Here is a 17,544-nt window from a genome sequence, read left to right as displayed (position 1 = left end):
CGATGAACCTTTCCCCCCGCAGCCAGCTGTGCGCCGGCCTCGCCCTCGCCGCGCTGATGGCCATTAGCCGTGGCCACCACTTTGACGGCATCAACCTGCCGGGCGCGTCCTGGGCGGTATTCTTCCTCGCCGGCCTGCTGCTCGCGCCGCGCTGGGTGTTCCCGGCCCTGTTCATCGAGGCCTCGCTGCTCGATTTTGCCGCCATCCACTGGCAAGGCGTCAGCGACTGGTGCGTATCACCGGCCTACTGGATGCTGGTGCCGGCCTATGGTTCGCTGTGGCTGGGTGGCCGGCTCTATGGCAAATGGCATCGTGACCAGCCAAGCAGCCTGGCGACGCTGGTCGTCTGCATGAGCGTCAGCGCCTTCATCTGCTACCTGTTCTCCGGCGGTGGCTTCCTGTTCTTCTCCGGCCGCTATCCCGAACCGACCCTGGCCATGCTGGGCGAGCGCATCGCCACTTACTATCCGGGCTATCTGGGCAGCCTGGCGTTTTATGTCGGTCTGGCCACGCTGGTCTACATCAGCATCCGCATCTGGAGCAGCATCCAGCAACGTCACGGCTTTCGCGCGTGACCGATGCGGGCCGCGATATCCGGCATCTGGCGCGCATGCAGCGCAAGAAGGCCGTGATCGACGCACGCATCGCCCAGGCGCAGGACGAACATGGCCTGTTACTGGTGCATACCGGCAACGGCAAGGGCAAGAGCAGCGCCGCTTTCGGCATGCTCGCCCGCACCTTGGGGCACGGCCTGAAAGCCGGCGTGGTGCAATTCATCAAGGGTGCCGCCACGACCGGCGAAGAAGTGTTTTTCCGCCGCTTTCCCGACCTCGTGAGCTACCACGTGATGGGCGAGGGGTTTACCTGGGAAACCCAGGATCGCCAACGCGATATCGCCAAGGCACGTGAAGCCTGGGCCGTGGCGCGCGAATTGCTCGGACGCGAGGACATCGCCCTGGTGCTGCTCGACGAACTCAATATCGCGCTGAAACACGGTTACCTGACCCTGGACGACGTCCTGGCCGATATCCAGGCCCGTCCGCGCCGCCAACATGTCATCGTCACAGGTCGCGGCGCCCTGCCCGGCCTGCTCGACGCAGCGGATACCGTGACCGACATGCAGTTGATCAAGCATGCTTTTCAGGCGGGAGTGAAGGCGCAGGCGGGAATCGAATTTTGATATTTTTTTGTGTGATGGGGTGTGGGGCTAGATCGGTGCACTTTCCGGGAGGTAGGCAACAGGTTTCGCCTTGCACAGCGCACAGCGACTCACTTTTTCTTGTGTGCACAAGAAAAAGTAACCAAAAAGCTCTCCTACAGACATCATTCTAGGGATTGGCGTAACCCTCCTAACAAAAGTGGACGTTCTCAAGGAGCAAGTGCAGTATAAACTGTTGTATTTACTCCTTGAGAACGCCCTTCTAAAAAATTAATATTTTAACAGCAGTACCTCTCAAGGAAATGAAATGGCCCTTATAAAATGTCCTGAATGTTCAACGCAAGTTTCAGATAAAGCCGCGAGCTGTCCATCTTGTGGCTGTCCAATTTCCCAACCAAGTCTGATCGCAGTAGCGTCTTCACAAACCACCAACAACTCAGCGCCTATAAACTCAACGTCATTAGTACATTTATCAAAAAGCCGAGGCATATATATAATCCTCGGAATACTTTTTGGCGGACTAGGGTTTCATAATTTTTACGCAGGATACTATCTTTTAGGAGGTATAAAATTCGGGGTTCTGATGGTAGTTTTTTTCCTTGACGCAACAACTGGATTCTATTCAGCCTTTTCTCTAATCGCTCTTATAGTTTTTACTCTATGGGCCTTGATCGAGATATTCGTAGTAACTAGTGATGCATCGGGAAACAAAATGACTTAAGTAAAAATTAGGAGCAGACTACAATTTTACTAAATTTTTTTGCGTACTTTAGCATTGAACAAGGAAAGTACCATGCTACTCCGCTCTGGGTTGTCATTATTTGATAAGGCCGCCTTATACCATCTAATGGAGCGATAATTGACAGATGTTTTCTGCACCAATCAGGACTGCTATTTGTATCTCGATTAATTGTACGAATACGCCAACCAGATAAAGACGGACGCCAGATCCATGCCTCTGTATTGATGAAAGGGTCAGCTCAAAATTGTATGTAATGCATGAGATTCTGTTATCTTTAACCAACACAAACGAATCGTATGAAAATTAAATTTACTATAACTCTAGGAATAATTAGTCTGCAAGCATGCCAAATAATGTCTTTTAATGAAAACGGAATTACTAATACACCGGATAATTGTAAAAGCAAAGCAGAAATGATGCAGAGTGCGGCCATTATGAGAGATGAAGGAATACCAGAGTCATCAGTAGCTCAATTGACAGTGGGCAGTATAAGAAGCGGGCAAATGATAGAAAAAATGTTCCATGAATATAAAAGTCTTACTCCAGATAAAATAAGGGAAAAATTTTATAACTCATGTCTATCTGAAAGCTACTGGCTTTACTAATTCGAATATTTTACCATGAAAACCAATCTTATTATTTCTTAATAGTTAGCACATTAAACAACACTAAGTCGTGAGAAACTTTTAATTTAACCAAGTCCAAGAAAGAATATTTTGCTAGGATTTTATCGATCAATTGGTGCTTAGTTAGCCGCACTAATACAAGATGGCACAGTCGATTACTCACCCTACCCCAAGAGTCTCATCCATGACTGCCCCTCGCTCTTGCCCCGCCCTGCTGATCGCCGCACCGGCCTCCGGCCAGGGCAAGACCACGGTCACCGCCGCCCTGGCGCGCCTGCATGCCCGGCAGGGCAAGCGGGTACGGGTATTCAAGTGCGGGCCGGACTTCCTCGATCCGATGCTGCTCGCCTGCGCCTCCGGTCAGCCGGTGTATCAGGTGGATCTGTGGATGGTCGGTGTCGAGGAATCCCGCCGCCTCTTGTGGGAAGCCGCTGCTGCAGCCGATTTGATCCTGATCGAAGGGGTAATGGGACTGTTCGATGGCGCACCGTCTGCCGCCGATCTCGCCCGGCATTTCGGTGTGCCGGTACTGGCGGTGATCGACACCTCGGCCATGGCCCAGACCTTCGCCGCTCTGGCCCACGGCCTGGCAACCTTCCAGGAGGGGCTGCCGTTCGCCGGGGTGCTGGCCAACCGTACCGGCGGCAGCCGCCATGCCGAACTCTTGCGCGAGAGCCTGCCGCCGACGCTGCCCTGGTATGGCAGCCTGCCGCGCAGCGCCGAGATCGAACTGCCCAGCCGCCACCTGGGCCTGGTTCAGGCGCAGGAACTGGCCGATCTCGAACAACGCCTGGATCGGGCGGCCGACGCCCTGGCGAGCAGTGCCGATGCGCGCCTGCCGGCAATGGTGCAATTCGATGCCCCCGTGCCAACGCCAGCGAATACGCCGTTGCAAGGCTTGCGTATCGGTGTGGCGCGGGACGCCGCCTTCGCCTTTCTCTATCAGGCCAATCTGGATTTGCTACGCAGCCTCGGCACCAGCCTGCATTTCTTCTCGCCGTTGCGAGACCCGTGCCTGCCAGCCGTGGACAGCCTTTATCTACCGGGCGGCTACCCGGAATTGCATCTGCCCGAACTGGCGGCCAACCAGCCGCTGGCTCAGGCGATTCGCGCGCACCACGCGGCCAATAAACCGATTCTTGCCGAATGCGGCGGCATGCTCTACTTGCTCGATGCGCTGACCGATCACCAGGGCCAACGCACGGAATTACTCGGCTTGCTGCCCGGCGAAGCCTGCATGCAGCCGCGCCTCACTGCGCTGGCGCTGCAAGCAGTGGAACTGCCCGAAGGTCGCCTGCGCGGCCATACCTTCCATCATTCGCGCCTGGAAACCGGGCTGCAGCCGCTGGCCCGGGCCGAATGCCCCAATGGCCGGGGCACGGCCGAGGCTGTCTACCGCCAGGGCCGGCTGACCGCCACCTATATCCATCTCTATCTGCCCGCCAACCCCCAGGCGGCGGCCGCCTTGCTCGCACCATGAACGATCGCGCCTTCAGTGCCGAAGAACGGGCAGCGGTCTACCGGGCCATCGCCGAGCGCCGCGACATGCGCCACTTCTCGGGGGGCGACGTCGCGCCGGAACTGCTCGCCCGCCTGCTGGAAGCGGCGCATCAGGCCCCCAGCGTCGGCCTCATGCAACCCTGGCGCTTCATCCGCATCCGCGCGCCCGAGCTGCGCGCCAGCATTCATGCACTGGTAGAAGAAGAACGCTGCCAGACCGCCGACGCTTTGGGTGAGCGGCGTGAAGAATTCATGCGGCTGAAGGTGCAGGGCATCCACGACTGTGCCGAACTGCTGGTCGCCGCGCTGATGGATGGCCGCGAACAACACATCTTCGGCCGGCGCACCCTGCCGGAAATGGACGTCGCCTCGTTGTCCTGCGCCATCCAGAACCTCTGGCTGGCCGCTCGCGCCGAAGGGCTTGGCCTGGGCTGGGTCTCGCTGTTCGATCCCATCGCGCTGGCCGAGCTCCTGCAGATGCCGCCCGGTGCCAAGCCACTGGCGATCCTTTGCCTGGGCCCGGTCGATGGCTTCTATCCGGCGCCGATGCTGGAGCTGGAAGGCTGGATTCGCCCGCGCCCGCTGGGCGACCTGTTATTCGAGGATCACTGGAAAACATGATCACCCTAGGTCTGATTCTCTGCGCTGGCGTGGCGCTCGATGCCGTGCTTGGCGAACCACAGCGCGGACATCCATTGGTCGCTTTCGGCCGGCTGGCAAATGCCCTCGAGCGGCGTGGCAATCGCGCCCCCGCACAGTCGGCGGCCCGCCTGTACGGCCTCCTCTGCTGGTGTCTCGCCGTCCTGCCGTTGACTTTTCTCGCCTGGCTGGCAAGCCAGGTGCCGTACCTTGGCTGGCTCTGGGAAATTCTCCTGCTCTACGCCGCGCTCGGCCTGCACAGTCTGGACGAGCATGTGCGGCCGGTGGCCCAGGCGCTACGCCAGAACGATCTGCCGCAAGCGCGGCTGCGCGTCGGCCGTCTGGTCAGCCGCGACACTCGCGAGCTGGATGCGGCCGGCGTGGCGCGCGCGGCGACCGAATCCACCCTGGAAAACGGCGCCGACGCGGTGTTCGCCAGCCTGTTCTGGTTCGCCGTGGCCGGCGCGCCGGGCGTGGTGCTGCACCGCCTGGCCAATACCCTGGATGCCATGTGGGGCTATCGCACGCCGCGTTTCGAGCGCTTTGGCTGGGCGGCGGCGCGACTCGACGATGCGCTCAATTATATTCCGGCCCGCCTGACCGCCCTGACCTATGTCCTGCTCGGTCGCCGCCCTCGTCTGGCCCTGCATTGCTGGCGCCGGCAGGCACCCTTGTGGGACAGCCCCAACGCCGGCCCGGTGATGGCAGCCGGGGCCGGCGCGCTGGGGGTAAGCCTCGGCGGTCCGGCGATCTACCATGGCGAACGGCATGAACGTCCACTGCTGGGCGACGGACTGGCGCCCACCGCACGCGATATCGGCCGGGCCCTGCGTCTGGTCCACAAGGGGGTCGGCCTGTGGCTGCTGATCGCCCTCGCCGGGAGCATCCTGCATGCTTGAACATGGCGGACGCCTGCACCAGGCGGCGCGGCGCTACGGGATCACGCGGGCGGACTGGCTCGATCTGTCCACCGGCATTGCGCCCTACAGCCTGGCGTTGCCGGACATTCCCCTGACGGCCTGGGCGCGCCTGCCGGAGCCGGACGATGAACTGGAAGCCGCTGCCCGTTCCTATTACAACGCCGCTTCGCTGCTGCCGGTGGCCGGTTCGCAGACGGCGATCCAGGCACTGCCGCGGCTGCGCGCCCCGTCACGGGTCGGCATCCTGGCACCCTGCTACGCCGAACATGCACAGGCTTGGCAGCGTGCGGGGCATGAATTGATTCAACTCGATGAACAGAACCTGCCCGCAGCGCTGGACACGTTGGACGTGCTGCTCGTGGTCAACCCGAATAATCCCAGCGGCCGCTTGCTTGCTCCCGAACGGCTATTGGAATGGCAAGCGTGGCTCGCTCGGCGCGGTGGCTGGCTGATCGTCGATGAAGCCTTCATGGACTGCACACCGCAAGCCAGCCTGGCAAGGCAAACCGGTCTGCCCGGCCTGATCGTGCTGCGCTCCTTCGGCAAATTCTTCGGCATGGCGGGCGCGCGCCTCGGCTTCGTGCTGGGCGAAAAAAGCCTGCTCGAAGCCCTGAACGAACAACTCGGTCCCTGGCCCATTGCCGGCCCGACGCGCGTGATTGCCTGTGCCCAGTTGCAAGATGCCGTGGGTCAACACCGGCAGCGTGAACGCTTGCACAGCGACGGTCAGCGCCTCGCGGACCTGCTGACCCAACATGCTCTGCCACCGGCGGGCGGCTGCGCCCTGTTCCAGTGGCTGCGCCATCCCCAGGCAGCCGAGCTGCATGCCACGCTGGCCCGCCAGGGCATTCTCACCCGCCTGTTCCACGCACCATCCAGCCTGCGCCTCGGCCTGCCGCCCGATGTCGCAGGCTGGGCGCGTCTGGAGCAGGCGCTTACCGGCTGGAAAGCGGCATGACCACCCTGATGGTGCAAGGCACCACTTCCGATGCCGGCAAAAGCACACTGGTCACCGCCCTGTGCCGCTGGCTGGCGCGCCAGGGCGTGCGCGTGGTGCCGTTCAAGCCGCAGAACATGGCGTTGAACAGTGCGGTCACCGTCGATGGCGGCGAAATCGGCCGCTCCCAGGCCCTGCAGGCGCAAGCGGCCGGTCTCGCCCCGCATACCGACATGAACCCGGTACTGCTCAAGCCCAACACCGATGTGGGTGCCCAGGTGATTATCCATGGCCAGGCGCGGGGCAATATGGATGCGCGCCGTTATCACGACTACAAGCGCGTGGCTCGCGACGCCGTGCTGCAATCGCATCAACGGCTCAGTGCGGCGTTCGCGGTGGTGATGGTGGAAGGCGCTGGCTCGCCCGCCGAAATCAATCTGCGTGAGAACGATATCGCCAACATGGGCTTCGCCGAGACGGTGGACTGCCCGGTGCTGCTGATCGCCGATATCGACAAGGGCGGTGTGTTCGCTCATCTGGTCGGCACCCTGGCACTGCTCTCGGCAAGCGAGCAGGCGCGGGTACAGGGCTTCATCATCAACCGCTTTCGCGGCGATATCGCCCTGCTGCAACCGGGGCTGGACTGGCTGGAGCAACGCACCGGCAAACCCGTGCTGGGCGTGCTGCCCTATCTGCTGGACCTGCATCTGGACGCCGAGGATGCCATCGACGTCCGCCAGAGCGCCAAGGACGGGCAGCGGCTCAAGGTCATCGTCCCGGTACTGCCGCGCATCAGCAACCACACCGACTTCGATCCCTTGCGCATGCATCCACAGGTGGATCTGCATTTCGTCAGCCCGGGCCAGAGCATTCCTCCGGCCGACCTGATCATCCTACCCGGCTCGAAAAGCGTGCGCGCCGATCTCGCCCGGCTGCGCGAGCACGGCTGGGAAGCGGCGATCCAGCAGCATCTGCGCTATGGCGGCAAGCTACTGGGGATCTGCGGCGGGCTGCAAATGCTCGGTACTCGCATCAGCGACCCACTGGGCCTTGAAGGTCCGGCCGGCAGCAGCACCGGCTTTGGCTGGCTGGATTTCTCGACCGAACTGGCCGCGCAAAAGCAGCTACGCAACGTCAGCGGACAGCTCTGCCTGGAACAGGCGGCAGTGACCGGCTATGAAATCCATGCGGGCGTCAGCCAAGGGCCGGCGCTGCGACGTGCCGCCGTACACTTGGCGGACGGCCGCCAGGACGGTGCGCAGAGCGCGGACGGCCAGATTTTGGGCACCTACCTGCACGGCCTGTTCGAAACCCCCGCCGCCTGCAGTGCCTTGCTGCGCTGGGCCGGCTTGCAGAACGTGCAGCCCTTCGACTACGGCGCCCTGCGCGAACGGGATATCGAACGACTGGCCGATCTGGTCGAGCAACATCTGGATACCGAACGCTTGCGGCAGCTTTGCGGCCTTTGATTTTCCGGCCTGCCGGACCAGACACCAACGAGTAGAACTGAAGATGATCGAACTGATTCTGGGCGGCGCCCGCTCCGGCAAGAGCCGGCTGGCGGAACAGTTGGCCAAGGAAAGTGGCCTGGCCGTCACCTATATCGCCACCAGCCAGCCGCTGGATGCAGAAATGCAGACGCGCATCGCGACCCACCGTGCCCGGCGCCCGGCCACCTGGGCGCTGGTGGAAGAGCCCATGGCACTGGCGCGCGTCCTGCGTGAACACGCCAGCCACGCACACTGCCTGCTGGTGGATTGCCTGACCCTCTGGCTGAGCAACTTGCTGATGCTGGACGACCCGCAGCGCCTGGATGACGAGCGTGCGGCCCTGCTCGATGCGCTGGCCGAACTGCCGGGACACATCATTCTGGTCAGCAACGAGACGGGGTTGGGCGTCGTGCCGCTGGGCGAGCTGACCCGCCGCTACGTCGACGAAGCCGGCTGGCTGCATCAGGCCATCGCCGCACAGGCCGGGCGCGTCACCTTGACCGTGGCGGGTTTGCCGCTGCTGCTCAAGGGGGAACGGTCATGAGCGCACCGAATGACTGGTGGCAAACATCCTGCCGCCTGCCGAACGAACAAACACGGCAAGCGGCGCAAGCACGCCAGGATGAATTGACCAAACCCCGTGGCGCGCTGGGCCGCCTGGAAGCACTCGCCATCCGCCTGGCCAGCTTGCAAGATTCAGCCACACCGACCGTCGATCGCACCTGGATCGCCGTCTTCGCGGGCGATCATGGCGTAGTGGCAGAAGGCGTCTCGGCCTATCCGCAGGCGGTAACCGGCGAAATGCTGCGTAACTTTGTACGCGGCGGCGCGGCAATCAGCGTACTGGCACGGCAACTGGGCGCCACCCTGGAGGTAATCGATCTCGGCACCGTGACGCCGCTGCAACTGCCGGGCGTGCAGCACCTGAAGCTCGGCGCCGGCACGGCCAACTTCACCCACGAACCGGCCATGACACCCGCGCAGTGCCAACAGGCGCTGGCAGCCGGTCGCGCCAGCGTCGCGCGCGCGCTGGCAGCCAACACCCAGCTCTACATCGGCGGCGAGATGGGCATCGGCAATACCACGGCCGCCAGCGCGCTCGCCTGCGTGCTGCTGGAACTGCCGCCGCAGGGCCTGAGCGGTCCCGGCACCGGGCTCGATATGCAGGGCGTGCAGCACAAGGCACAGGTGATCGAACGGGCCTTGACGTTACATCAAGCCCACTGCCGCGACGTCCTGGAAACCCTGCGCCGACTCGGCGGCTTCGAACTGGCGGCGCTCGCCGGTGCCTATCTCGCTTGCGCCCAACACGGGGTGCCAGCCTTAGTCGATGGCTTCATCTGCAGCGTGGCCGCGCTTTGCGCCGTGCAGCTCAACCCCACGTGTCGCCCCTGGCTGATCTTCGCCCACCGCTCCGCCGAACTCGGTCATCAGGCGGTACTGAGCCGGCTGGCAGCCGAGCCGTTGCTGGATCTCGACCTGCGCCTGGGCGAAGGCAGCGGCGCGGCGCTGGCAGTACCGCTGCTCCGGCAGGCCTGCGCCCTGCACAACGGCATGGCCACCTTTGCCGAAGCCGCGGTTTCGGAGCGCCCGAGATGAGCCTGACCTTGGACTTGCTGCGCCACGGCGATACCGGCACCGCTCCCGGTTTTCGCGGTAGCCTGGATGACCCGTTGAGCGCCATCGGTTGGGCTCAGCTACGCGCAGCCGTGAATAATCATGCCCCCTGGACACGGATTATCAGCTCGCCCCTGCAACGCTGCGCTGCCTTCGCCGCCGAATTGGCCGAGCAAAGACAGCTGCCGCTGAGCCTGGAGCGAAATCTGCGCGAACTGGAATTCGGTGCCTGGGAAGGCCTCACGCCTGCCGCGCTGATGGAGACCCATAGTATCGAGCTGGGGCATTTCTGGAGCGATCCCTACAGTTTCACGCCGCCACAGGGCGAACCGCTATCGGCCTTCGAGGCCCGCGTACTCGGCGCGCTCCAGCGGCTGGCCGCGCAACACGCCGGTGAACACCTGCTGCTGGTCACTCATGCCGGAGTGATTCGCCTGCTGCTCGCCCGCGCCCGCCAGTTGCAACGCCACTGCCTGTTGCAGGTGGAGGTCAAACACGCCGCGCTGTTCCGGCTGCACGTCAGCCTGCAAGAGGTGCTGCATCTGGAAGAATGCCCATGTACCCCTTCCTGATCGCCCTGCAATTTCTTACCAGCCTGCCAGTCCAGCTACCCGGCCTGCCGGAACCCCGGGATATTGGCCGTTCACTGCTATATTACCCGCTGGTCGGCCTGCTGCTGGGAAATCTTTTGTGGCTGACGGCCCTGCTGCTCCATGGCACGCCGACCTTGCTGCAGGCCGCTCTGCTGCTGACCTTGTGGGTAGCCCTGAGCGGCGCGCTGCATCTGGATGGTCTGGCCGACAGCGCCGACGCCTGGCTGGGCGGCCTGGGAGATCGCGAACGGACCCTCGCCATCATGCAGGATCCACGCAGCGGTCCCATCGCCGTGGTGGTGCTGCTGCTGGTTCTGCTGCTCAAGTTCGCGGCGCTCGTGGCACTGCTCGAAGCCGGCCAGCTCCAGGCCCTGCTGGTCGTTCCATTACTGGGCCGCGCGGCGCTTCCAGCGTTATTTGCCGGGACACCCTACGTCCGTCCCGGAGGCCTCGGCCAGGCGCTGGCCGAACACCTGCCGCGCCGAAGTGCCGTGCTCATCCTGCTGGTAACCGCCGTTGGCGTGCTGCTGGCCGCTGGCGGACAGGGCCTGAAGTCGCTGCTGGTCGCCAGCCTGGTGTTCCTGCTCATCCGGCGCAGCCTGCTGTCACGCCTGGGCGGTACGACCGGCGACACCGCCGGCGCGCTGGTGGAACTGCTGGAATGCGCAGTATTGGTGAGCTGGACGCTATAAATGCACGACATTCCGCATCCTCGCCACGACCCCGAAAACACGAATAGGTGGCGATCAATCGCCAAAAACCGCAAACTTCGCCCCCTTGCAATATCCTGAAAGAACCGCACCAGCGTTTGAGTGAACAATACGCTGGAAAAAAAGCTCCAAAAATCAATGCACGCCGGAAGACAGCAGATAAAAGCGACAGCAAACACCTATTCGAATCGATCTTCCCGCGTCCACGGCAATGGTAGTGAAGAGGATTGAAGCATGCGAATCAATAAATGGCTGAACATCCCTGCCCTGTTTGTCCTGATGATCGGTTGCACTGTCCACCCGGACGCACTGGCCAGTGAAAAATCCGTATTCCGACAGCGAGGCGAGGCCTCCTACTACGCTCGCAACCTCCATGGCCAAGAAACGGCCAGCGGTGAAATCTTCAATAACAACAAGCTGGTCGCGGCCCACAAAACGCTCCCTCTCGGCAGCAAAGTGCAGGTGACCAACCTGCAAAACAACAAGGCCGTAACCGTGCGCATCAATGACCGCGGCCCCTTCAAACGAGGCCGGATCATCGACCTCTCGCGTGCAGCGGCGAAGAAAATCGACCTGCTGGAAGACGGCACAGCCCCGGTTCGAATCGTGAGAATCGATTGAATATCTCTCAGGGCCGCAGCATCTCGCCTGCAGCTTGAGCAACCATGACCGTCCGTCTCCCGGCCGGAAAATTCTCTCTTGAAACCCCTGGCAGCATCCCTATGTATGAAACACGGGATGCCGAGATCTGGGTCCCGCGATAACTGAACTCGCTGATATTCAGGAGATCGAAAATGAACACGTTTTCCATGGCTCCACTGTTTCGCCAATCCATCGGTTTCGACCGGTTCAATGATCTGTTCGAATCCGCGCTGCGCAATGAGACAGGCAGTACCTACCCGCCCTACAATGTCGAGAAACGTGGCGATAACCTGTACCGTATCGTGATTGCGGCAGCCGGTTTCGATAGCGCGGATCTGAACCTGGAGGTCGAGCGCGGCGTGCTCACCGTCAGCGGCAGCAGGCAGGAAAGCGAAACGCAGGATGCGACCTACCTGCATCAAGGTATCGCCCAGCGCGCTTTCAAGCTCTCGTTCCGCCTGGCCGACCATATCGAAGTCCGCAATGCGGGAATGGTCAATGGACTGCTGCATATCGACCTTGAACAGGTCGTGCCGGAAGAAGCCAAACCAAGGCAAATTCAGATCAACAGCGACGAAGAGGAAAAACTGGCTCTGGCAACTGACGAGCCAACGCAATCCCGACAATGAATGAACGGAGCACTTATACAGAAGGGGCGCATGGCGCCCCTTTCTGCGTCAATGCGATGACCACAATGTCTCGCCAGCGGACTGGTCTAAGAGCCTGTTCAAAGTATCGCGAGCTAAGGCCAGACAAGGCGAAAATGGCTGAGGAAGCGGACCGGGCTCGCGTGCGAGTTTACGATGCTCGGGCGGCACGCTCGCGATCATGCCCTCGTAGGTGCTGTTGATCTCCACCGTGAGGTGGTAGGTGGACACATCACTTGCGGATGCGTTGTCCGATGGGTCTGCTCGATCACGGCCTTGAGCAGCGACAGCACGTTATACGCCAGCACCGCCACGGCAAAGCCCAGCAGGGCCGCGCGCGGATGGCCCAGCGCCTTGGATCTCGCTGTGCAGCAGCGACTCCAATTGCTTGCCCCTCACTTAAGGCGCCTACACAAGATCACATAAGTTATGGCCGGACAAGATAAATGTTATGTTATAACAAATATATAGTAATCCATTTTCTTCCAATGATGGAGCCGCCCCATGCACCGACGTCATTTGCTGAGGCTCTTGTTTGTCGGCCTTGCATTGCCTTTTTCCGGCCCTGCTCACGCAGTCCAGCAAATCATTAGCGTCCGGGGTTGGCGCAGCTCCGACAGGCTGCGTCTGGTGTTGGATCTCAGTGGCCCGGTCAAGCACCAGACCTTCGAACTGGCCGCGCCACAGCGGGTGATCGTTGATCTGGATAACACACGCCTGAACACCAACCTCGCTGAACTACCACTCGCTCACAGCCCTATTCGGTCAGTGCGTAGCGGGTCGCAGGAAGCCAATACACGACTGGTGTTCGATCTGAACACTCCCGTCCAGATGACCAGCTTTCTATTGTCACCTTCCGAAGGGAAAGGGCATCGCCTGGTGCTGGACTTCCAACCGCGCACACCATCGCTCTTGGCCGATCTCGTCGTCCCCGCCTCTCCTGCCAGCAGCGGGCAACGGGATATCGTCGTGGTGATCGACGCCGGTCATGGCGGCAAGGATCCCGGTGCAGTAGGTCTTAAAGGCGAGCAGGAAAAAGTGGTGGCGCAGGCCATTGCCCGCCTGCTGGTGAAGAAGGTCAATGACCAGCGTGGATTCAGGGCCCGCCAGGTGCGCAACGGAGACGTTTTCGTACCTCTGCGCAAGCGTGTCGAGGTGGCCCGTCGCTACAATGCCGACATGTTCATCTCCGTACATGCTGATGCTGCGCCACGCCGTAGCGCATCCGGAGCATCGGTTTTTGCTCTATCGCAAGGCGGTGCTACTTCAACCACAGCACGCTGGCTTGCGGAGCGTGAGAATCGCGTCGACTTACTCGGCTCACAGCACTTGCTGTCCCTAAAAGGCAAGGACCCGGTGCTTGCAGGAGTCATCCTGGACATGTCGATGACGGCAACCATATCCACCAGCCTCGACCTCGGCAAGAACATCCTCAGTAGCCTGCAGAGCGTTGCCGGCTCGCACCAGAAACGCGTCGAACAGGCCGGTTTCGCTGTCCTCAAGTCACCGGATATCCCCTCGGTGCTAGTGGAAACTGGTTTCATGTCCAACACGGGTGACTGCAAGAAGCTGGTTGACCCACGTCATCAACAGAAAGTGGCCAACGCTATCTTCGAGGGCCTGCATCAGCACTTCAGGACCAGACCACCACAGGGCACACTCTTGGCAAAAATGAAGGAGAGCCAAAGCGTTTGAAACCGTCATGGCTTCCCCCAACCGGAAGTCGAACGGTGAACCAACACAGCATGAGCAAGCCCAGACGCGATGCTACTATCGTGGCTCCGACGCTAGGTCCAGCGCCCCCACCTAAGCCTCTAGCCAGTCGATCCGCCATCGAGCACGACACTCGACACCCTGGACAAATCACCCCTCACACGGCCCCCGAATAATCATCATGGAAATGGATTGGCATCAGGCGTTGCAAGATAGCCTGCACTGGCTCGCCGGCGCATCGCTCATTACCCTCGCGTCCTGCGCCGCCGCGGCGGTCCTGGCGGTACGCTTCACCCGCTGGGGTAGCCAATTCTGGCAGATCGCCGGCTCCTACCTCAGCCCGAAGCACAGCTGGCATCCGCTGCTGGTGTTCGCCCTGCTGCTGGTGCTGGCGCTGTTCTCAGTACGCATGAACGTGCTCTTCTCGTTCTGGTACAACGGCTTCTACAGCGCCCTGCAGGAGCTGGATCAGAAGGTCTTCTGGTACCTGCTCGGGGTGTTCGCGGTGCTAGCCACCATCCATGTGTTGCGCGCGCTGTTCAACTACTACCTGACCCAGGCGTTCAGTATCCGCTGGAGGATCTGGCTCACCGACCGCCTGACCCGCGACTGGATGGAAGGCGACGCTTACTACCGCGGGCAGTTCCTCGACGAGCCGGTGGACAACCCCGACCAACGCATCGAGTTGGATGTGAATTCCTTCGTCACCGGCTCGGTAAGCCTCGTCCTCGGTGCAGTCAGCGCACTGGTTTCGCTGGTGGCCTTCACTGCCATTCTCTGGGGGCTCTCGGCGCCGTTGCAAGTCGCCAGTGTGGAGATCCCCCGGGCCATGGTGTTCGCGGTGTACATTTACGTGATCATCGCCACCTGGATCGCCTTCCGCCTCGGCCGCCCACTGATCCGCCTAAACTTCCTCAACGAGAAGCTCACCGCGAACTTCCGCTATGCACTGATGCGCCTGCGCGAATACGCGGAGAACGTAGCCTTCTACCAAGGTACCGCGATCGAGCGGAACACCCTGCTGGGCCGCTTCGCCGCGCTGATCAGCAACGTCTGGGCGCTGGTTTTCCGAGGCCTGAAGTTCGATGGCTTCAACCTCGCCGTCAGCCAGGTGGCGGTGGTCTTTCCCTTCATCCTCCAGGCGCCGCGCTTCTTCAGCGGCGCCATCAAGCTGGGCGATGTGATGCAGACCTCCCAGGCCTTCGGCCAGGTGCAGGACTCGCTGTCGTTCTTCCGCTCCTCCTACGATACCTTCGCCCAGTACCGTGCCACCCTCGACCGCCTCACCGGTTTCCTCGACGCCAACCGCCAGGCCCACGAGCTACCGCGAGTGAGCCGGGTTGACCACGACCAGACCCTGGAAATTCGCGACATGCAGGTACTGCGCCCCGACGGCCACCGACTGCTGAGGAATCTCAACCTTAGCCTGAAACCGGGGCAGGCGCTGCTGATCAAGGGCCCTTCGGGCAGCGGCAAGACCACCCTGCTACGCGCCCTGGCCGGCCTCTGGCCCTACGCCGAGGGCGAGGTACAACGTCCCGGCGGCACCGCGGCGCTGTTCCTTTCTCAGCGCCCCTACCTGCCCCTGGGCGACCTGCGCACCGCCATCGCCTATCCCGCCGCCAGCGGGCCGGATGACGAGCCGCGTCTGCAGCAGGCGCTGCGCCAGGTCAACCTGGCCCACCTAGTGGACCGGCTGGACCTGCCCAACGACTGGTCGCGCATCCTCTCAATCGGCGAGCAGCAGCGCCTGGCCTTCGCCAGAGTGCTGTTCAACCGGCCGCAGATCGTCTTTCTCGACGAATCTACCTCAGCCATGGACGAAGGTCTGGAGCACGCCCTCTACTCCCTGCTGCGCAACGCGATGGGCGACACCATGTTGGTCAGCGTCGGCCACCGCGCCACCTTGGCCAACTTCCACACTCACCGCCTGGACCTGGAGGCACAAGGCACATGGAGGCTGACGGAGCAGCACACGACTGTTGAGGAGCGCACCTAGTGGCCTGTCTGGTTAATCCAATAACTCATTCCGAATAACTGCCAGCTTTGCTCGATGCACTGAACCGATAATCGACTCAGCCGTTTTGTTCCAGCGGAACGGCTTGGCCGAATGTTCGTTATGAGCCTCAATGAACCGACGAATAGCCGCTCTCAGATCAGTCACGCTGTTGAAGGCGTCACGATAAAGCGCCCGTCTTTCCAGCTGAGCGAACCAGCCCTCCACGGCGTTCAGCCATGAGGCGCTGGGTTGTCGGGCGGATTCAAGTACAGCCCGACGACATCGACCACTTTGTCTGCAAAGTGCGGATCGTTACTGATCTTGAAGGTTTTCAACCGGTGTGGCTTAAGATCGGCAGCCGCCCACACCTGTGCGACTTGCCAGATGCTGACCCCAGCGTATCTGATCATCAATCGCAGGCTCCAATGGGTAGCCTCGCGCGGCATCCGCTGGGTCGTCAGCGTCAGGATTTCCTTGATCTTCGCCGCGTCGAGCTTGCGCGGTGCTCCGCTGCGCCGCAGATCACTCAGTCCCTCAAGGCCAGCCTTCTGATAGCGCTTGCACCATTTGAAGATCACTGGCGCGCAGACGTGCAACTGCTCGCTGATCTCCTTGGGCGTGAGGCTATTGGCCAGCAGCAACAGAATTCTGGCTCGCTGGCCGATGCGCTGAGGCAGCGACCCCATGCGCAGCCAGCCTTGCAGCTTATCGACATCACCGGGGTTCAAGAGAAAAGGGGCTGCTGGCCGGGCGCCGCCCTGGCGGCGCATCGAAATCCAGCTCACTAGGCCCACCGAATCGGGCGACCAGATCATGGCCCTGTGGAGCAACCTGCCGGCGGCCATCGACGCGGCCACCATCGCGCGGCTATATCGCAAACGCTGGCGCATCGAGGGCCTGTTCGGGCGGCTGGAGTCGCTGTTGCACAGTGAGATCCAAGACGCTGGGCCATCCGCGCGCGGCCCTGCTGGGCTTTGCCGTGGCGGTGCTGGCGTATAAACGTGCTGTCGCTGCTCAAGGCCGTGATCGAGCAGACCCATCGGACAACGCATCCGCAAGTGATGTGTCCACCTACCACCTCACGGTGGAGATCAACAGCACCTATGAGGGCATGATCGCGAGCGTGCCGCCCGAGCATCTGCCCTGTGCCGACTCTGATCCGCAACGCCTGCTGCAACGCTTGCTGGCGCTGGCCGCCCGCCTCAGTCCCAAGCAGTTGACCACCAGCAAACGTGGGCCCAAGACTGGGCGACCTAACGCCGGCTATGTCAGTGACTCCATTGCCAGCTCCCATGTTTCCACCGATCGGGTCATCAAGGGCGCGGGGAAAAGACGTTGAAAGGCATGCCTTTAAGAGTGAAAAAGCGCTTATAGGACTCACGCCCTGCCGGCAAGGGCGAAATCGGGGAATAGCTCACTGAATCGAAGGGCTGCTCGGGATTACCCTTAAGCGACAGTCTGTCGCGACAGCCCCCGATTCCATTGGAGAGCCGAATCCCATGCTTCCCAGCAGTTTGAACCTGCCCCACCAGAGCGGACGCCAGGAAGCGATACTTTGATCGCAACCTGGAGGTTCCCATGCAACGTATTACCCGTCGTCGCTACACCGA

At 61.5% G+C, this 17,544-nt stretch carries 16 protein-coding genes and 3 pseudogenes; 17 read left to right on the top strand and 2 right to left on the bottom strand.

Going from position 1 to position 17,544, the window contains the following annotated elements:
- The first annotated feature begins 2 nt into the window (after positions 1–2).
- From FHR87_RS13005 to FHR87_RS12940, 14 genes are all read left to right on the top strand, one after another.
- Entirely contained in the window at positions 3–575 is a 573-nt protein-coding gene (locus FHR87_RS13005) for a hypothetical protein (RefSeq protein ID WP_183167161.1), read from the top strand.
- Positions 572–1,180, top strand: coding sequence for a cob(I)yrinic acid a,c-diamide adenosyltransferase (cobO, locus tag FHR87_RS13000; RefSeq protein WP_338021251.1), 609 nt, complete (start codon positions 572–574; stop codon positions 1,178–1,180). The genes FHR87_RS13005 and cobO overlap by 4 nt, the downstream gene beginning before the upstream one ends.
- 1,017 nt (positions 1,181–2,197) lie before the next feature.
- Positions 2,198–2,506: a hypothetical protein gene (locus FHR87_RS12995; protein ID WP_183167160.1), complete on the top strand. Its 309-nt coding sequence runs from the start codon at positions 2,198–2,200 to the stop codon at positions 2,504–2,506.
- Between the two features lie 205 nt (positions 2,507–2,711).
- A complete protein-coding gene (locus FHR87_RS12990) occupies positions 2,712–4,007 on the top strand; it encodes a cobyrinic acid a,c-diamide synthase CobB (protein WP_183167159.1) in 1,296 nt (431 codons plus the stop codon).
- Positions 4,004–4,648: a 5,6-dimethylbenzimidazole synthase gene (bluB, locus tag FHR87_RS12985; RefSeq protein WP_183167158.1), complete on the top strand. Its 645-nt coding sequence runs from the start codon at positions 4,004–4,006 to the stop codon at positions 4,646–4,648. Before FHR87_RS12990 ends, bluB begins: the two co-directional genes overlap by 4 nt.
- Positions 4,648–5,565, top strand: a complete 918-nt coding sequence (gene cbiB / locus FHR87_RS12980) for an adenosylcobinamide-phosphate synthase CbiB (RefSeq protein WP_183167235.1) — start codon at positions 4,648–4,650, stop codon at positions 5,563–5,565. Before bluB ends, cbiB begins: the two co-directional genes overlap by 1 nt.
- Positions 5,558–6,544: a threonine-phosphate decarboxylase CobD gene (gene cobD / locus FHR87_RS12975; protein ID WP_183167157.1), complete on the top strand. Its 987-nt coding sequence runs from the start codon at positions 5,558–5,560 to the stop codon at positions 6,542–6,544. Before cbiB ends, cobD begins: the two co-directional genes overlap by 8 nt.
- Entirely contained in the window at positions 6,541–7,992 is a 1,452-nt protein-coding gene (locus FHR87_RS12970; protein WP_183167156.1) for a cobyric acid synthase, read from the top strand. Before cobD ends, FHR87_RS12970 begins: the two co-directional genes overlap by 4 nt.
- A gap of 43 nt (positions 7,993–8,035) precedes the next feature.
- Complete coding sequence (gene cobU, locus FHR87_RS12965; RefSeq protein ID WP_183167155.1) at positions 8,036–8,557, top strand: bifunctional adenosylcobinamide kinase/adenosylcobinamide-phosphate guanylyltransferase; 522 nt, start codon at positions 8,036–8,038, stop codon at positions 8,555–8,557.
- Complete coding sequence (cobT, locus tag FHR87_RS12960) at positions 8,554–9,612, top strand: nicotinate-nucleotide--dimethylbenzimidazole phosphoribosyltransferase (RefSeq protein WP_183167154.1); 1,059 nt, start codon at positions 8,554–8,556, stop codon at positions 9,610–9,612. Before cobU ends, cobT begins: the two co-directional genes overlap by 4 nt.
- The gene (locus FHR87_RS12955; RefSeq protein ID WP_183167153.1) at positions 9,609–10,202 is read left to right on the top strand and encodes a histidine phosphatase family protein; all 594 of its coding nucleotides are present in this window, start codon (positions 9,609–9,611) and stop codon (positions 10,200–10,202) included. The genes cobT and FHR87_RS12955 overlap by 4 nt, the downstream gene beginning before the upstream one ends.
- Positions 10,187–10,915: an adenosylcobinamide-GDP ribazoletransferase gene (locus FHR87_RS12950; protein WP_183167152.1), complete on the top strand. Its 729-nt coding sequence runs from the start codon at positions 10,187–10,189 to the stop codon at positions 10,913–10,915. The genes FHR87_RS12955 and FHR87_RS12950 overlap by 16 nt, the downstream gene beginning before the upstream one ends.
- A gap of 252 nt (positions 10,916–11,167) precedes the next feature.
- Positions 11,168–11,554 (top strand): septal ring lytic transglycosylase RlpA family protein, encoded by a 387-nt coding sequence (locus tag FHR87_RS12945; RefSeq protein ID WP_183167151.1) that lies wholly within the window; start codon positions 11,168–11,170, stop codon positions 11,552–11,554.
- Positions 11,555–11,727: 173 nt separating this feature from the next.
- Entirely contained in the window at positions 11,728–12,204 is a 477-nt protein-coding gene (locus tag FHR87_RS12940) for an Hsp20 family protein (RefSeq protein ID WP_183167150.1), read from the top strand.
- Positions 12,205–12,360: 156 nt separating this feature from the next.
- Here the strand turns inward: FHR87_RS12940 and FHR87_RS19255 are convergent.
- A pseudogene (locus FHR87_RS19255) lies at positions 12,361–12,612 on the bottom strand (IS4 family transposase); the annotation flags it as partial.
- A 114-nt stretch (positions 12,613–12,726) separates the two neighbouring features.
- Between FHR87_RS19255 and FHR87_RS12935 the strand changes: the two are divergent.
- Positions 12,727–13,917, top strand: a complete 1,191-nt coding sequence (locus FHR87_RS12935) for an N-acetylmuramoyl-L-alanine amidase (RefSeq protein WP_183167149.1) — start codon at positions 12,727–12,729, stop codon at positions 13,915–13,917.
- Positions 13,918–14,116: 199 nt separating this feature from the next.
- A complete protein-coding gene (locus tag FHR87_RS12930; RefSeq protein WP_183167148.1) occupies positions 14,117–15,934 on the top strand; it encodes an ABC transporter ATP-binding protein/permease in 1,818 nt (605 codons plus the stop codon).
- A gap of 12 nt (positions 15,935–15,946) precedes the next feature.
- Here FHR87_RS12930 and FHR87_RS12925 read toward each other — a convergent pair.
- Positions 15,947–16,704: pseudogene (locus FHR87_RS12925) on the bottom strand (IS630 family transposase).
- On the opposite strand from FHR87_RS12925, the pseudogene FHR87_RS12915 reads away from it, so the two are divergent.
- A pseudogene (locus FHR87_RS12915) lies at positions 16,682–17,273 on the top strand (transposase); the annotation flags it as partial. The pseudogenes FHR87_RS12925 and FHR87_RS12915 sit on opposite strands and share 23 nt — an antisense overlap.
- Between the last annotated feature and the right edge of the window lie 271 nt (positions 17,274–17,544).

Source organism: Azomonas macrocytogenes (assembly GCF_014191985.1).
Classification (GTDB): Bacteria; Pseudomonadota; Gammaproteobacteria; order Pseudomonadales; family Pseudomonadaceae; genus Azomonas; species Azomonas macrocytogenes.
Note: the sequence above shows the minus strand (reverse complement) of the source record. Positions and strands in the feature narration are given on the sequence as shown.

Bases quoted from the DNA above. Each gene is read 5' to 3' on its own strand.
- FHR87_RS13005 (WP_183167161.1), top strand. From the start codon at position 3: ATGAACCTTTCCCCCCGCAGCCAGCTGTGCGCCGGCCTCGCCCTCGCC.
- FHR87_RS12995 (WP_183167160.1), top strand. From the start codon at position 2,198: ATGAAAATTAAATTTACTATAACTCTAGGAATAATTAGTCTGCAAGCA.
- FHR87_RS12990 (WP_183167159.1), top strand. From the start codon at position 2,712: ATGACTGCCCCTCGCTCTTGCCCCGCCCTGCTGATCGCCGCACCGGCC.
- bluB (WP_183167158.1), top strand. From the start codon at position 4,004: ATGAACGATCGCGCCTTCAGTGCCGAAGAACGGGCAGCGGTCTACCGG.
- cobD (WP_183167157.1), top strand. From the start codon at position 5,558: ATGCTTGAACATGGCGGACGCCTGCACCAGGCGGCGCGGCGCTACGGG.
- FHR87_RS12970 (WP_183167156.1), top strand. From the start codon at position 6,541: ATGACCACCCTGATGGTGCAAGGCACCACTTCCGATGCCGGCAAAAGC.
- cobU (WP_183167155.1), top strand. From the start codon at position 8,036: ATGATCGAACTGATTCTGGGCGGCGCCCGCTCCGGCAAGAGCCGGCTG.
- cobT (WP_183167154.1), top strand. From the start codon at position 8,554: ATGAGCGCACCGAATGACTGGTGGCAAACATCCTGCCGCCTGCCGAAC.
- FHR87_RS12955 (WP_183167153.1), top strand. From the start codon at position 9,609: ATGAGCCTGACCTTGGACTTGCTGCGCCACGGCGATACCGGCACCGCT.
- FHR87_RS12950 (WP_183167152.1), top strand. From the start codon at position 10,187: ATGTACCCCTTCCTGATCGCCCTGCAATTTCTTACCAGCCTGCCAGTC.
- FHR87_RS12945 (WP_183167151.1), top strand. From the start codon at position 11,168: ATGCGAATCAATAAATGGCTGAACATCCCTGCCCTGTTTGTCCTGATG.
- FHR87_RS12940 (WP_183167150.1), top strand. From the start codon at position 11,728: ATGAACACGTTTTCCATGGCTCCACTGTTTCGCCAATCCATCGGTTTC.
- FHR87_RS12935 (WP_183167149.1), top strand. From the start codon at position 12,727: ATGCACCGACGTCATTTGCTGAGGCTCTTGTTTGTCGGCCTTGCATTG.
- FHR87_RS12930 (WP_183167148.1), top strand. From the start codon at position 14,117: ATGGAAATGGATTGGCATCAGGCGTTGCAAGATAGCCTGCACTGGCTC.